Source organism: Staphylococcus capitis subsp. capitis (assembly GCF_040739495.1).
Lineage (GTDB): Bacteria > Bacillota > Bacilli > Staphylococcales > Staphylococcaceae > Staphylococcus > Staphylococcus capitis.
The window spans coordinates 1,080,546-1,095,563 of the sequence record NZ_CP145263.1; the positions used below are offsets into that span (position 1 = coordinate 1,080,546).

The 15,018-nt window shown below is 32.8% G+C and carries 12 protein-coding genes; 9 read left to right on the top strand and 3 right to left on the bottom strand.

Annotated features, from left to right (window positions below; all coding sequences use genetic code 11):
* Nucleotides 1-89: 89 nt before the first annotated feature.
* Nucleotides 90-1,334, top strand: coding sequence for an acetate kinase (locus V6C74_RS05510; protein ID WP_016898229.1), 1,245 nt, complete (start codon nucleotides 90-92; stop codon nucleotides 1,332-1,334).
* Between the two features lie 162 nt (nucleotides 1,335-1,496).
* Here V6C74_RS05510 and V6C74_RS05515 read toward each other — a convergent pair whose 3' ends face one another.
* Nucleotides 1,497-1,997: a universal stress protein gene (locus V6C74_RS05515; RefSeq protein ID WP_002453442.1), complete on the bottom strand. Its 501-nt coding sequence runs from the start codon at nucleotides 1,995-1,997 to the stop codon at nucleotides 1,497-1,499.
* A 142-nt stretch (nucleotides 1,998-2,139) separates the two neighbouring features.
* Here V6C74_RS05515 and ald point away from each other — a divergent pair, with 142 nt between their 5' ends.
* Entirely contained in the window at nucleotides 2,140-3,258 is a 1,119-nt protein-coding gene (gene ald / locus V6C74_RS05520; RefSeq protein ID WP_002453441.1) for an alanine dehydrogenase, read from the top strand.
* A 56-nt stretch (nucleotides 3,259-3,314) separates the two neighbouring features.
* Here the strand turns inward: ald and V6C74_RS05525 are convergent, their stop codons facing one another.
* The gene (locus tag V6C74_RS05525; protein ID WP_002453440.1) at nucleotides 3,315-4,370 is read right to left on the bottom strand and encodes a Xaa-Pro peptidase family protein; all 1,056 of its coding nucleotides are present in this window, start codon (nucleotides 4,368-4,370) and stop codon (nucleotides 3,315-3,317) included.
* Nucleotides 4,371-4,540: 170 nt separating this feature from the next.
* On the opposite strand from V6C74_RS05525, the gene V6C74_RS05530 reads away from it, so the two are divergent.
* A complete protein-coding gene (locus V6C74_RS05530) occupies nucleotides 4,541-5,230 on the top strand; it encodes a metal-dependent hydrolase (protein WP_002453439.1) in 690 nt (229 codons plus the stop codon).
* 81 nt (nucleotides 5,231-5,311) lie between these two features.
* Here the strand turns inward: V6C74_RS05530 and V6C74_RS05535 are convergent, their stop codons facing one another.
* Entirely contained in the window at nucleotides 5,312-5,725 is a 414-nt protein-coding gene (locus V6C74_RS05535; RefSeq protein WP_002434753.1) for a universal stress protein, read from the bottom strand.
* Between the two features lie 208 nt (nucleotides 5,726-5,933).
* On the opposite strand from V6C74_RS05535, the gene V6C74_RS05540 reads away from it, so the two are divergent.
* The 6 genes from V6C74_RS05540 to V6C74_RS05565 all read left to right on the top strand — a co-directional run bounded on the left by V6C74_RS05540 (nucleotide 5,934) and on the right by V6C74_RS05565 (nucleotide 14,899).
* Nucleotides 5,934-7,232, top strand: coding sequence for a DRTGG domain-containing protein (locus V6C74_RS05540; RefSeq protein WP_002453438.1), 1,299 nt, complete (start codon nucleotides 5,934-5,936; stop codon nucleotides 7,230-7,232).
* Nucleotides 7,233-7,266: 34 nt separating this feature from the next.
* Entirely contained in the window at nucleotides 7,267-8,208 is a 942-nt protein-coding gene (locus V6C74_RS05545) for a bifunctional oligoribonuclease/PAP phosphatase NrnA (RefSeq protein ID WP_002453437.1), read from the top strand.
* 19 nt (nucleotides 8,209-8,227) lie between these two features.
* Nucleotides 8,228-11,431 (top strand): DNA polymerase III subunit alpha, encoded by a 3,204-nt coding sequence (locus tag V6C74_RS05550; protein WP_103175535.1) that lies wholly within the window; start codon nucleotides 8,228-8,230, stop codon nucleotides 11,429-11,431.
* Between the two features lie 330 nt (nucleotides 11,432-11,761).
* Nucleotides 11,762-12,991, top strand: coding sequence for a malic enzyme-like NAD(P)-binding protein (locus V6C74_RS05555; RefSeq protein WP_002453435.1), 1,230 nt, complete (start codon nucleotides 11,762-11,764; stop codon nucleotides 12,989-12,991).
* Nucleotides 12,992-13,097: 106 nt separating this feature from the next.
* The gene (gene accD, locus V6C74_RS05560) at nucleotides 13,098-13,955 is read left to right on the top strand and encodes an acetyl-CoA carboxylase, carboxyltransferase subunit beta (RefSeq protein WP_002453434.1); all 858 of its coding nucleotides are present in this window, start codon (nucleotides 13,098-13,100) and stop codon (nucleotides 13,953-13,955) included.
* Nucleotides 13,955-14,899 carry an acetyl-CoA carboxylase carboxyltransferase subunit alpha gene (locus tag V6C74_RS05565; RefSeq protein WP_002453433.1) on the top strand — a complete coding sequence of 315 codons (945 nt, stop codon included), beginning with the start codon at nucleotides 13,955-13,957 and terminating at the stop codon, nucleotides 14,897-14,899. Before accD ends, V6C74_RS05565 begins: the two co-directional genes overlap by 1 nt.
* The last annotated feature ends 119 nt before the right edge of the window (nucleotides 14,900-15,018 follow it).

Here is a 15,018-nt window from a genome sequence, read left to right on the forward strand (position 1 = left end):
TCTGTAACAATATAGTATTCAAACTGTAATAATGATAAAATGAACTGTGTGAAAAATATAACTAAACAAATGATGGAGGACAATGACCTATGTCAAAATTAATTTTGGCGGTAAATGCTGGTAGTTCATCTTTGAAATTCCAGTTAATCAGAATGCCGGAAGAAAAGTTAGTAACCAAAGGCGTCATCGAGCGTATTGGTTTAAGCGATTCTATTTTCACGATTGTAGTTGAAGGGGAAAAGCTTACTGACGTTAGAGATATAAATGATCATGAAGAAGCAGTTAATATTATGTTAGAAAGCTTTAAAGAACATCACATGATTGAAGATATCAATGAAATTGAAGGAACAGGTCACCGTGTAGTGCATGGGGGAGAGAAATTTCCAAAATCAGTAGTTGTAACAGATGAGGTAGAGACTCAAATTGAGGAGTTAAGTGAGTTAGCTCCACTCCATAACCCAGCTAATCTAATGGGAATAAGAGCTTTTAAAAAGTTATTACCAAATATTCCTCATGTAGCTGTATTTGATACATCTTTCCACCAAACAATGCCTGAACAAGCTTATTTATACAGTTTACCTTATCATTATTATGAAGATTATGGCATTCGTAAATATGGCTTCCATGGTACAAGTCATAAGTATGTATCTAGAAGAGCGGCAGACATTTTAGGAAGACCGATCGAAGATTTAAGAATTATTTCTTGTCACATTGGTAATGGTGCGTCAATAGCTGCGATTGATGGCGGAGAATCAATTGATACATCTATGGGTTTCACGCCATTAGCAGGTGTAACAATGGGTACACGTTCAGGTAATCTAGACCCAGCGTTGATTCCGTTTATTATGGAAAAGACTGGTAAAAATGCAGACGAAGTATTAAATATCTTGAATAAAGAATCCGGTTTACTAGGTTTAACTGGTACGTCAAGTGATTTACGAGACTTAACTGAAGAAGCTAAACACGGACGTCATCGTGCACGTGTAGCACTTGATTTATTTGCATCGAAGATTCATAAATACATTGGCTCTTATGCGGCTAGAATGCATGGCGTTGATGTAATTGTATTCACAGCTGGTATAGGAGAAAATTCTCATATTATTCGAGGTAAAGTTCTAGAGGGACTTGAATTTATGGGTGTATATTGGGATCCGAAGAAAAATGAGAATCTTCACGGAGATGAAGGGTATATTAACTATCCCCATTCCCCAGTAAAAGTATTAGTTGTACCAACTGATGAGGAAGTTATGATTTCTCGTGACGTCATCAAATATGGTGGGCTAAAAGAGGAATCATCTGAAGAACAAAGTGTTAATACTGAAACTAATAATTAATAGGTGGAAATACAACTTGTGATCGCATAACCGTATAAATGGTTATGCGATTTTTAAATTTTAACTAGAGAGAGAAATAAAATTAAGAAAGCCTATCAACGACTTTTATAATGGCGTTGATAGGCTATTAAATGAATATATTCTTACTTTTAAATATTAAATTTAATCTTGATATCTTTCACGTAATCTAGGTGTAGCTACTTGTGGTTGGAAATCTTCAGGAATTTCTTCTGTACGTACAACTAAAACATCACATGGCGCGTGGCGTACGATTGCTTCTGATACTGAACCTACAATAAAACGTTCTACAGCATTTAAACCTGATGTACCACTCATGATTAAATCAGCACCTACTTCATGTGCTAATTTTTTAGGGATAATCGCTTTAGGTGAGCCAAATTCTAAACGTGTTTCTACATTTTTTACTCCTGCATTTGAAGCTACTTCTTTATAACCTTTAAGTAACTCCTCAGAAAAATGTTTAAATTTCTCAGTGAACTGAGCATCATAGACTTCATAAGAAGAGTATGTTCTTGAATCGATTACATTTACAATTGTTAATTTTGCATCGTTACGTTTAGCAACTCCTACAGCTTTATTAAAAGCCCATTCTGCTTCGTGTGAACCGTCGACTGCGATTAAAATATTTTTATACGTAATCATCGCTCGTGCCCCCTTCATGTTTCTTAACTCTATTTTAACACAATTGATAGAATATTTAATTATCAATAATTACAAATTTGTGTATTTTTTATGATTGCGCTTTCAATACTTTCGCGTTAGGATGTAAGAGGAGGTGGATGGAATGAAAATTGGTATTCCAAAGGAGATAAAAAATAACGAGAACAGAGTGAGTTTATCACCAAGTGGCGTACATGCACTTGTAGAGCAAGGACATACAGTCTTTGTTGAAACAAACGCAGGACTAGGTTCATATTTTGAAGACGTTGACTACAAAGAAGCTGGAGCAGAAATCGTATCTGAACAGGCGAAAATATGGGATGTAGATATGGTAGTCAAAGTTAAAGAACCATTAGAATCTGAATATCAATTCTTTAAAGAGGGGTTAATTCTCTTCACTTATTTACATTTAGCTAATGAAGAAAAATTAACTCAAGCTTTAGTAGATAATAAAGTTATTGGTATTGCATACGAAACAGTGCAATTACCTGATAAATCATTACCATTATTATCACCTATGAGCGAAGTTGCCGGAAGAATGTCAACTCAAATCGGAGCTGAGTTCTTACAAAAAGTTAACGGCGGCATGGGAATATTACTCGGTGGCGTACCAGGTGTACCTAAAGGGAAAGTAACAATTATAGGTGGAGGTCAAGCCGGTACTAACGCAGCTAAGATTGCTTTAGGCTTAGGCGCTGATGTCACTGTGCTTGATGTTAATCCAAAGCGTTTACAAGAACTTGATGACTTATTTAATGGAAGGGTACATACAATTATGTCCAATCCACTAAATATTGAAATGTTCGTTAAAGATAGTGACTTAGTTGTTGGTGCTGTACTTATTCCAGGTGCTAAAGCTCCAAACTTAGTCACTGAAGATATGATTAAGCAAATGAAAGCAGGATCAGTGATAGTAGATATCGCTATTGATCAAGGTGGTATTTTCGAGACAACTGATAAAATTACTACACATGACGATCCTACTTATACAAAACATGGTGTTGTTCACTATGCTGTGGCTAATATGCCTGGCGCTGTACCACGTACATCAACATTAGCTTTAAATAATGCTACATTACCATTTGCGCAAACTTTAGCTAATAAAGGTTATCGTGAAGCGTTTAAATCAAATCATGCGTTATCCTTAGGATTAAATACTTACAAAGGTCATGTTACGAATAAGGGTGTAGCTGAAGCGTTTAACTTAGAATATACTTCTGTTGAAGATGCGCTTAATCAATAATTAATAAGAAACTCGGCTAGGTACTAACTTAGCCGAGTTTTATTATGCTTAAATTATTATTTTTGATATTTTGTAAGGATTTCATATCCATTTTCAGTCACTAGAATATCGTCTTCGATTCTAACACCTGCAACATCAGGGACATAAATGCCTGGTTCTATAGTTATCACCATTCCCGTTTCTAAAGGGTTCTCATTGGCACTGGAAACGTCTTGATATTCGTGTTCTTCTAATCCTAAGCCGTGGCCTAATCGATGAGGGAAATAGTCGCCGTAACCCGCTTCGCTAATAATATCTCGAGCAATTTTATCAATGTCTTTAATCATTACTCCAGGTTTGATAGCCTCAATCGCAGATTGCTCAGCTTTCAATACGGTTTTATAAATACTTTGAGCATCTTCGCTAGGGTTACCAAATTTTACCGTTCTCGTCATATCACTACAATAATGCTCATAAACTACACCTAAATCAAAGAGAACATACTCATTTTGTTGTAACTTTCTATTACCAGGTGTTCCGTGAGGAGAAGCAGCATGATCTCCGAATAGTACCATAGTGTCAAAACTCATTTCGTTAACACCATATTTTTTTATTTCATTTTCAATATGATTTACGACTTCTCGCTCTTCAACACCTTCTTTTAAATAAGCGACGCCAATTTCTATACACTTATCAGCTAATTCAGCAGCTTTCTTAATTTTAGTTACTTCTTCATAGGATTTTATGTTTCTTAAATCTTTAATAGATTGATCTATATCACTATAAACTTGTACATCGAAAGCTTGAGATAATTCACGTTGACGTTTAACAGTCAAATGTTCACTTTCAATCAGTAATGTAGTAAACGTTTGAGGATATAAATCAAAGGGGTTTTGAGTATCTAGGTAACCAATAATTTTTCCCTCATATGGAGAAGCTTTTACTTCTTCTACTTCCATTTTTGGACAAAATAGTACTGGCTCCCCATCAGCTTGAATAAGTAGGGCAAATAAACGTTCATGAGGTTCACTACGGTATCCAGTAAAGTAGTAAATATTAAGTGGCGTCGTAATCCAGGCTGCATCTGCATTTTGTTGTTGTAAGACTTTAATGATTTCATCTATTTTAGTCATTTTAATTTGCCTCCATAGTATTAATGTAATTTAATTTTATTCTAAATAGTCTTAGTTTTCAAAAATCGAATCATGAAAAACATGTTTGTAGTCATTTTGATATACAGTGTTATAAGAGGGAGTAGCTAGGGTATAATGATTACAGATAAAATTTGAGGAGGGCTATATAAATGAAACTTTCATTTCATGGTCAATCAACAATCTATTTTGAAGGAAATGGTAAAAAAGTAATTGTCGATCCTTTTATTTCTGAAAATGATAAATGCGATTTAGATGAACAAACTTTAGATGTAGACTACATTATTTTAACTCATGGACATGAAGATCATTTTGGTGATGTAGTTGAACTAGCGAACAGAAACCACGCTGTAGTTATTGGTTCTGCGGAATTACAAGGTTACTTATCAACTTATCACGGTGTTGAAAATGTACATGGTATGAATATCGGTGGTAAAGCCAAATTCGATTTTGGTACTGTAAAATTTGTTCAAGCTTTCCATAGCTCTAGTTTTACACATGAAGATGGTATTCCAGTATATTTAGGTATGCCTATGGGAGCTGTTATCGAAGCTGAAGGTAAAACGATTTATCACACAGGAGATACTGGCTTATTTAGTGATATGAAATTAATTGCAGATAGACATCCTGTTGATGTATGCTTCGTACCTATTGGAGATAATTTTACAATGGGCATTGATGACGCAAGTTATGCGATAAATGAATTAATTAAACCGCAAATCAGTGTACCAATTCACTACAATACTTTCCCATTAATCGAACAAGACCCAAATCAGTTTAAGGATGCTGTTAATGTAGGTGAAGTTCAAATTCTAGAGCCAGGTCAATCAGTTGAATTTTAATTTGATTTTTTGAATAATTTAATGTTTATAAAAAATTCCCGATTCTCAAACTTTTTAAAAAGAATCGGGAATTTCTATTAATTATTTAACAATTAATACAGGGATTGTAGCTCGTTTAGCTACTTTATGACTTACGCTACCGAGTACAAATTTCTTTTTATCTTCAGCTTTACGGTTACTTAAAACAACAATTTCATATTTACCACTATTAGCATGTTTCAATAACTCTTCTTTAGGATTTCCTCTAACAATGATTTGATCATAATCAATACCGTAATCCTCTAATGCTTTTCTTGTTTTCTCTAAACGTTCGCTTCTTTCTTCAGTTAATTCATCCAAGTGAACTCCTGCTTTGATAGAAGCTTGAGCATCTTGTTCATTAATAGCATTTAGAATAGTTACAACTGTATCTTTACCAGCTAAATGAGACACTTCTTTTAATGCTTTTTCGTTTTTTAATTGAGTGTCTACACCAAGTAAAATATGTTTATACATAAGTACATCCCTCCTCAACTTTATTTTAATAGAGTTTTAATGGAATTTCCATTTAAATTCATTTTTCTATTCAAAATTAAATAAAAAAGTAATTATGTATATCGTTTTGAATTTCAATTTACTTTAAGTGAAGTTGTGCCATGATTTTTTTGAGGTTAAAAGTTATAATAATGCTATCACTGTTCAATAGAAATAAAGAGGTAACTTGATGACTAAACACGAGCAAATTTTAAATTACATTGAATCACTATCTGTAGGTTCTAAAATTTCTGTTAGAAAGATTGCAAAAGTTTTAGATGTTTCTGAAGGTACAGCATATAGAGCAATTAAAGATGCAGGTCAACTTGGCATTGTTGCTACAATTGATCGTGTAGGTACAGTAAGAATTGAGAAACGTAATAGGGATAATATAGACAATTTAACATTTAATGAAATTGCTAACATTGTTGAAGGTCAAATTTTAGGTGGTAAGAAGGGATTAGGGAAAACTGTATCCAAATTTGCGATAGGAGCAATGGAACTTCAAGATATTTTAAAATATATTGGAAGTCACACATTGCTTATAGTCGGAAACCGCGCAGATGTTCAAATGGAAGCCTTAAAACGAGACACTGCAATATTAATAACTGGTGGATTTCAGCCTTCTAAAGAAGTCGTTGAATATGCAAATGAGCACGAACTGCCCATTATTTCATCAAGTTATGATACATTTCTAGTCGCTAATATTATTAATAGAGCAATGTATAATCAAAAAATTCGTAAAGAAATTCTTGTCGTAGAAGATATTGTCAAACCTATTAATGAGTTATCAGTATTATTTGATTACATGAAAATTAATGACTATAAAAAGTTAGCAAATGATACAGGGCACACTAGATTTCCTATAGTGAATGAGGATTTTAAATTAGTAGGAATAGTTACAAGTAGAGAAATTATTAATATGAATGAAGAGGATGAGTTAGGGAAAATAATGACACGTAATCCTCTTAGTGTAAAGCTTACCAATACAGTGGCTAGTTGTGCGCATATGATGATATGGGAAGGCATTGAATTACTGCCTGTAACTAATAATAATAAAAAAGCTATTGGTGTAATTAATAGACAGGATGTATTGAAGTCAATGCAACTTCTAGGAAGACAGCCGCAAATTGGTGATACAATTAATGATCAAATTGCTAAGCATATTACGATTAATTCAAATGGAATTAATGTTGATGTTTCTCCTTTAGTAACAAATCATTATGGCACATTAAGTAAAGCAGTATTTGTGGGCATTATCGAAGAAACGATTAGACATGAGATGAGAAAGTACAAAAAAGGTAATGTAATGATTGAAAACTTAAATATAGTTTATATCAAAACTGTACCTATTGAATCATCCATCGATGTTCATTATGAAATGCTAGATGTTGGTAGAAATTTTGCTAAGTTAGAAGTAACAATGATTAATAATAACGAAAAGGTTGCAAACGCATTAGTAATTTGTCAAATGTTTGAAGGCTTTTGAGCAATAAATGAGTATTTTAAGGGAGTAATTTAAAATGAAGAATATTATGAATGATATGATGAAAGAAATTGAACAAAACGATACGATCATCATCCATCGTCATGTTAGACCAGACCCTGACGCTTATGGATCACAATTAGGACTTAAATATTATTTAGAGGCTAAATATCCAAATAAGCATATTTATGCAGTCGGAGAAAATGAACCATCTTTAGAATTTATAGGTACTTTTGATGAAATTTCAGACGAAGTTTATAAAGAAGCATTGGTAATCGTTTGTGACACTGCAAATTCTCCGCGTATTGACGACCAACGTTATCAGAATGGTTTAAAAGTATTGAAGATAGACCATCATCCAGCGATAGACCAATATGGCGACATTAATTATGTGAGTACAGAGGCGTCTTCGACAAGTGAAATTATCTATGATTTTATTACACATTTTAACGATGAGCGTATTATAGACGAAAAAACTGCACGTGTATTATATTTGGGCATTGTGGGAGATACAGGAAGATTCTTATTTAACAATACCACTCCGCACACAATGGAAGTGGCTAGTAAATTAATTGCCTTTCCTTTTGACCCTAATACAGAACTAAATAAAATGTCAGAGAAAGATCCTAAACTTTTACCTTTCCAAGGTTACATTTTACAGAATTTCGAATTAGACAATGTGGGTTATTGTCAGGTTAAAATAACTCGCGATATTTTAGAGGAATATAATATTCAACCTAATGAAGCATCTCAATTTGTAAATACTATAGCTGATATTCAAGGTTTGAAAATTTGGATGTTTGGTGTAGATGAAGGAGACCAAATTAGATGTCGAATTCGTTCAAAGGGTAAAATCATTATTAATGATGTAGCAAATGATTTTGGTGGTGGTGGACATCCGAATGCTTCAGGTGTCTCTGTATATAGTTGGACTGAATTTGATAATCTAGCTAATGCATTAAAACAAAAGATTAAATAACTGGAAGGAGTATACAAACATGGTTGCGCATTTAAATATTCATACTGCATACGATTTATTGAACGCAAGTTTGAAAATTGAAGATGTGGTCAATAAAGCTAAAAATGAAGGTTATCGTGCGCTTGCAATTACAGATACCCATGTTTTATATGGCTTTCCTAAGTTTTATGATGCGTGTATAGCAAAAGATATTCATCCGATTTTTGGCATGACGATAACATTAACTGATGGTTTATATACAGTTGAAACAGTAGTATTAGCTCAAAATAATGAAGGTTTAAAAGCGCTATATCAACTTTCTTCTGCAATTAAGATGAAAGAAAAAGAGGAAGTACCTTTAGAATGGTTAAAACGTTACGATAAAAATCTAATTATTATCTTCAAAGATATTGATAATACTCACAAACAAATTATTGAAGCATTTGATGATAAAATACATGTTTATATCAATCATACGAGTAATGATATTGTTAATAGAAAAAAAGTATGGCTTAAGTCAGCAAGATATTTGAATAGAGAAGACGCTGATACCATTTCTGCTTTACAAGCCATCAAAGATAATTCTAAATTAGATATTATTAACGATAGTAAAGATTTTGGTGAGCATTTTCCTGATCAGAAGGAATTTGAAGAGTTAGAAATCGATGAGGAAATAAAACAAAATACTGAAGACATCGTAGACTTATGTAAAGCTGAATTGGTATATCATCAATCGTTACTGCCTCAATATGTCACACCTGATGGAGAAGTTTCAAAAGATTATCTATGGTCAGTATTAATTCGTAAATTGAATGAATGGAATCTGAATAATGAACAATATTTAAATCGACTTAAGCATGAATATGAAATTATAACTAAAATGGGATTTGAAGATTATTTCCTTATAGTTAGTGACCTTATGCAATACGCTAAAACACATGACGTAATGGTTGGACCTGGTCGTGGTTCTTCAGCTGGTTCATTAGTCAGTTATTTATTAGAAATAACAACTATCGATCCAATTAAATTTAACCTACTCTTTGAAAGATTTTTAAATCCAGAGAGGGTAACTATGCCTGATATAGATATTGACTTTGAAGATACAAGACGTGAAAAAGTGATTCAATATGTTCAAGAAAAATATGGTGAACTCCATGTTTCTGGTATTGTTACATTTGGTCATTTACTTGCTAGAGCAGTTGGGCGTGATGTCGGAAGAATTATGGGCTTTGATGAAACGACTTTAAATGAGATATCTAAATTAATTCCTCACAAGTTGGGGATTACTCTAGATAAAGCTTATCAAGAAGAGGACTTTAAGTCTTTTGTTCACCGAAACCACCGAAATGAACTATGGTTTGAAATGAGTAAAAAATTAGAAGGCTTACCTAGACATACATCAACACATGCAGCAGGAATTATTATTAACGATCAACCTTTATATAAATACGCGCCACTTACATTGGGTGATACAGGTTTATTAACACAATGGACTATGACAGAAGCGGAACGTATTGGTTTATTAAAAATCGATTTTTTAGGTTTACGTAACTTATCTATTATTCATCAAATAGTTAATCAAGTTAAGAAAGATTTAGATGTTGATATAGATGTCGAAGCGATTCCATTTGATGATAAAAATGTTTTTAAACTTTTATCTCAAGGTGATACTACAGGTATTTTCCAACTAGAATCAGAAGGCGTTAGAAGTGTGCTAAAAAGACTTCAACCAGAGCATTTTGAGGATATTGTTGCCGTAACATCTCTATATCGTCCAGGACCTATGGAAGAGATACCAACATATATTACTCGTAGACATGACCCTTCAAAAGTAGAATATTTGCATAATGATTTAGAATCCATTTTAAAAAGTACGTATGGTGTCATTATTTATCAAGAGCAAATAATGCAAATTGCAAGTAAATTCGCTAACTTTAGTTATGGTGAAGCGGATATCTTACGAAGAGCTATGAGTAAGAAGAATCGTGCAGTATTAGAAAATGAACGTCAACACTTTGTTAATGGCGCCAAACAAAATGGATACAATGAACAAATAAGTAAACAAATTTTTGATTTAATACTTAAATTTGCTGATTACGGTTTCCCTAGAGCGCACGCAGTGAGCTATTCTAAAATAGCCTACATTATGAGTTATTTAAAAGTGTATTATCCAAACTATTTCTATGCCAATATTCTAAGTAATGTTATAGGTAGTGAAAAGAAAACTTCTGCCATTATAGATGAAGCGAAGCATCAAAAATTAAATATTTTACCACCTAATATCAATGAAAGTCATTGGTATTATAAAGCAACTTCAAAAGGTATTTATTTATCTCTAGGAGCTATAAAAGGTGTAGGTTACCAGAGTGTAAAAACGATTGTTGATGAAAGATATAATAATGGCAAGTTTAAAGATTTTTTTGATTTTACACGAAGAATTCCTAAAAGGGTTAAAAGTAGAAAATTATTAGAAGCTTTAATTTTAGTTGGTGCGTTTGATCATTTTGGTAAAAATAGAGCTACTCTATTACAAACTATTGATCAAGTTTTAGATACAGCCTCCGATGTCGAGCAGGATGATATGCTATTCGACATATTAACTCCTAAACAAGCGTATGAAGATAAAGAAGAGTTACCTGATAAAATGCTTAGTGATTATGAAAAAGAGTATTTAGGCTTCTACATATCTAAACATCCGGTTGAGAAAGAATTTGATAAAAAGCAATACTTAGGAATTTATAAATTAGGTAATGCTCAAAATCACCAACCTATATTAGTACAATTTGATGCAATTAAACAAATAAGAACTAAGAATGGACAGAACATGGCCTTCGTAACACTTAATGATGGAATGTTATTAATGGACGGTGTCATATTTCCTGATAAATTCAAGAAATATGAAACTTCAATACCTAATGAAGAAATGTATATAGTCATCGGTAAATTTGAAAAAAGAAATCAACAACTACAACTTATTATAAATCAGATAATTGAAGTGAATGAATTTAAAAATCAAAAGATTAAAGCATCTAAAAAAGTGATTCTACGTGATACGCAATTGATTTCAGATAAGTTGCAAGAAATGATAGTAGACACACCGATTGAGAAAAATAACATTTTAGAGATTAGTTCGTTTAATGAACAAAATAATGATATAAAACACTTAGGATATATAAATAAAGATGATGAGACAATTTATCAACTTATCGAGTCTGTAAAACCTAGTGATATTAGGTTTATATAACTTTTATCAAATTTTAAACTATGGTATAGTTAACTGATGGTTAAGATAATAACCATCAGTTTTTTCTTTGTAATTATTTTTTGTTTTGGTTATAAACTGTTTAACTTATAATCGGAAGAAAAAATAATTTTAATAAATAAGAATAGTATCACGAAGAATTATTTAAATTAACGTATTCATTTACATATGAGATGCGTTTCTAACTATTCTTAAAATGAAGTATATTGGGTTTTTAAATATTAGAAATACTAGATTCAACATTCACGATTTTTATCTAATAAGTACAGTTATTTTTTAACTTTAAAATTATTTAAAATAGGGGTTGATTTCATGTCTTTAAGAGACGATGCATTAGAGATGCACAAAGAGAATCAAGGTAAATTAGAAATTACACCAAATATAAAAGTAACTAATAAAGAAGAGCTTAGTTTAGCTTATTCACCTGGTGTTGCTGAACCTTGTAAGGAGATTCATGAAGATTCAAGAAAAGTTTATGATTATACAATAAAGGCAAACACTGTAGCAGTGGTAACTGATGGGACTGCTGTTCTTGGTTTAGGTAATATTGGAGCAGAAGCTAGCATTCCTGTTATGGAAGGTAAAGCGGTATTGTTTAAAAGCTTTGCTGGTATCAACGGCGTACCTATTGCATTAGATACGACAGACACTGATGAAATTGTTAATACTGTGAAATTACTACAACCTAATTATGGTGGTATTAATCTTGAAGATATTTCAGCACCGAGATGTTTTGAAATAGAAGAAACATTGAAAAAAGAAACTAATATCCCAGTATTCCATGACGATCAACATGGTACAGCAATTGTTACTATGGCTGGTTTAATCAATGCTTTGAGAATTGTTGATAAAGATTTATCAGATATTAAAGTTGTACTAAACGGAGCTGGAGCTGCTGGAATTGCTATTGTAAAACTTTTATATTCTTACGGTGTTAGAGACATGATTATGTGCGACTCTAAAGGAGCTATTTATGAAGGTCGACAACATGGTATGAATGATACTAAAGCTTATGTTGCTAACTGGACAAACAAAGATAAAATCGATGGTTCTTTAGAAGAAGTTATTAAAGATGCAGATGTATTTATTGGTGTATCTGTAGCAGATTTATTAACTAAAGATATGGTTAAGAGCATGGCAGAGGATCCAATTATCTTTGCTATGGCAAATCCTAACCCTGAAATCAAACCTGATGATGCTAAAGAAGCAGGTGCTAAAGTCATTGGTACAGGACGTTCAGATTTTCCTAACCAAATTAATAATGTCTTAGCTTTCCCTGGTATTTTTAGAGGTGCATTAGATGTTGAAGCAACTCACATCAATGAAGATATGAAAAAAGCGGCTGTAGAAGCAATTGCAGACTTAATTGATGAGGATGAACTTAATCCTGATTATTGTATTCCTGGACCTTTTGATAAAAGAGTTGCGCCATCTGTTGCTAGAAGCGTAGCCAAAGCTGCTATGGAATCAGGGGTTGCAAGAATCGAAGTTAACCCTCAAGATATTTATGATAAAACAATGAAAGTGACAGATTTAAAATAATTTTGAAGTTGATTTCTATGCTGGTTAGAATATAGTTTATTCATGAGCATATTGAATCAGGAAATTAAAAAAATGGTAGTAACAGAGGTTATTTGGAGGTTTACCAATGTTTAAAGATTTTTTTAATCGAAGTAAAAAAAAGAAATATTTAACAGTTCAAGATTCTAAACAAAGTGATGTGCCAGCTGGGATTATGACTAAATGCCCAAAGTGTAAAAAAATTATGTACACTAAAGAATTAGCTGAAAATCTAAATGTGTGCTTCAATTGTGATCACCACATCGCACTCACTGCACATAAGAGAATTGAAGCTATTTCAGATGAAGGGACATTTGTAGAATTCGACAAGGGCATGACCTCTGCGAATCCATTAGATTTCCCTGGCTACATTGAAAAGGTAGAGAAAGATCAACAAAAGACAGGATTAAATGAAGCTGTAGTTACCGGTACTTCTGAACTTGATGGTATTAAATATGGAGTGGCCGTAATGGATGCCCGTTTTAGAATGGGAAGCATGGGATCAGTAGTAGGTGAAAAAATCTGCAGAATTATAGATTACTGTACTGAACACCGTCTACCATTTATTCTCTTTTCAGCAAGTGGTGGTGCCAGAATGCAAGAAGGCATTATTTCACTTATGCAAATGGGAAAAACAAGTGTATCACTTAAACGTCATTCTGATGCAGGCTTATTATATATCTCATATATAACTAACCCGACAACTGGAGGAGTTTCTGCAAGTTTTGCTTCAGTAGGAGATATTAATTTAAGTGAACCTAAAGCGCTTATAGGTTTTGCTGGTAGACGTGTCATTGAACAAACTATTAATGAAAAGTTACCTGATGACTTCCAAACGGCTGAATTTTTATTAGAGCATGGTCAATTAGACAAAGTTATTCATCGTAAAGATATGAAAGAAACGCTTTCTAATATCTTAAATATCCATCAAGAGGTGAGTAAATAATGTTAGATTTTGAAAAGCCACTTTTTGAAATAAGAAATAAAATTGAATCGTTAAAAGAATCTCAAGAGAAAAATGAAGTTGATCTACAAGAAGAAATAGATATGCTTGAAGCGTCGCTTGAGAGAGAAACTAAAAAAGTTTATACCAATTTGAAGCCTTGGGATCGTGTACAGATTGCCCGCTTACAAGAGCGTCCAACTACTTTGGATTATATACCTTATATTTTCGACTCATTTATTGAGCTTCATGGAGATAGAAATTATAGAGATGACCCTGCCATGATTGGTGGAATTGGTTATCTAAACGGACAAGCTGTCACTGCAGTCGGCCAGCAACGTGGTAAAGATACAAAAGATAACATTTATCGTAATTTTGGAATGGCTCATCCAGAGGGATACCGTAAAGCTCTTCGTTTAATGAAACAAGCTGAAAAGTTTAACCGTCCGATCTTTACTTTTATTGATACAAAAGGTGCTTATCCAGGTAAAGCAGCTGAAGAACGTGGTCAGAGTGAATCAATAGCTAAAAATCTAATTGAAATGGCATCACTGACAGTCCCTGTTATCGCAATCGTTATTGGTGAAGGCGGTAGTGGTGGTGCGCTTGGTATAGGTATATCTAATAAAGTACTTATGCTTGAGAATAGTACTTATTCAGTTATTTCACCTGAAGGCGCTGCTGCTTTACTTTGGAAAGATAGTAATTTAGCTAAAATTGCTGCTGAAACTATGAAAATTACAGCTAATGATCTTAAAGGTTTAAATATTGTTGATGAAGTGATTAATGAACCTTTAGGTGGTGCTCATAAAGATATAGAATCACAAGCTTCAACAATTAAAGAAGTTTTTGTGAAACATCTAAATGAATTGAACCAAAAATCTGGTGAAGATTTAGCTAATGATCGTTTCGAGAAATTTAGACACATAGGATCAGTTGTAGAATAAATTATTAAGAGTTAATTGTCTTGATTTAAAGGCTATTAGCTCTTTTTTATGATTTTAGAAAAAATTCATTATTTAAAACGTTTACATCCGTTGAAAGGCTTTCTTTTGATGGAACAGTA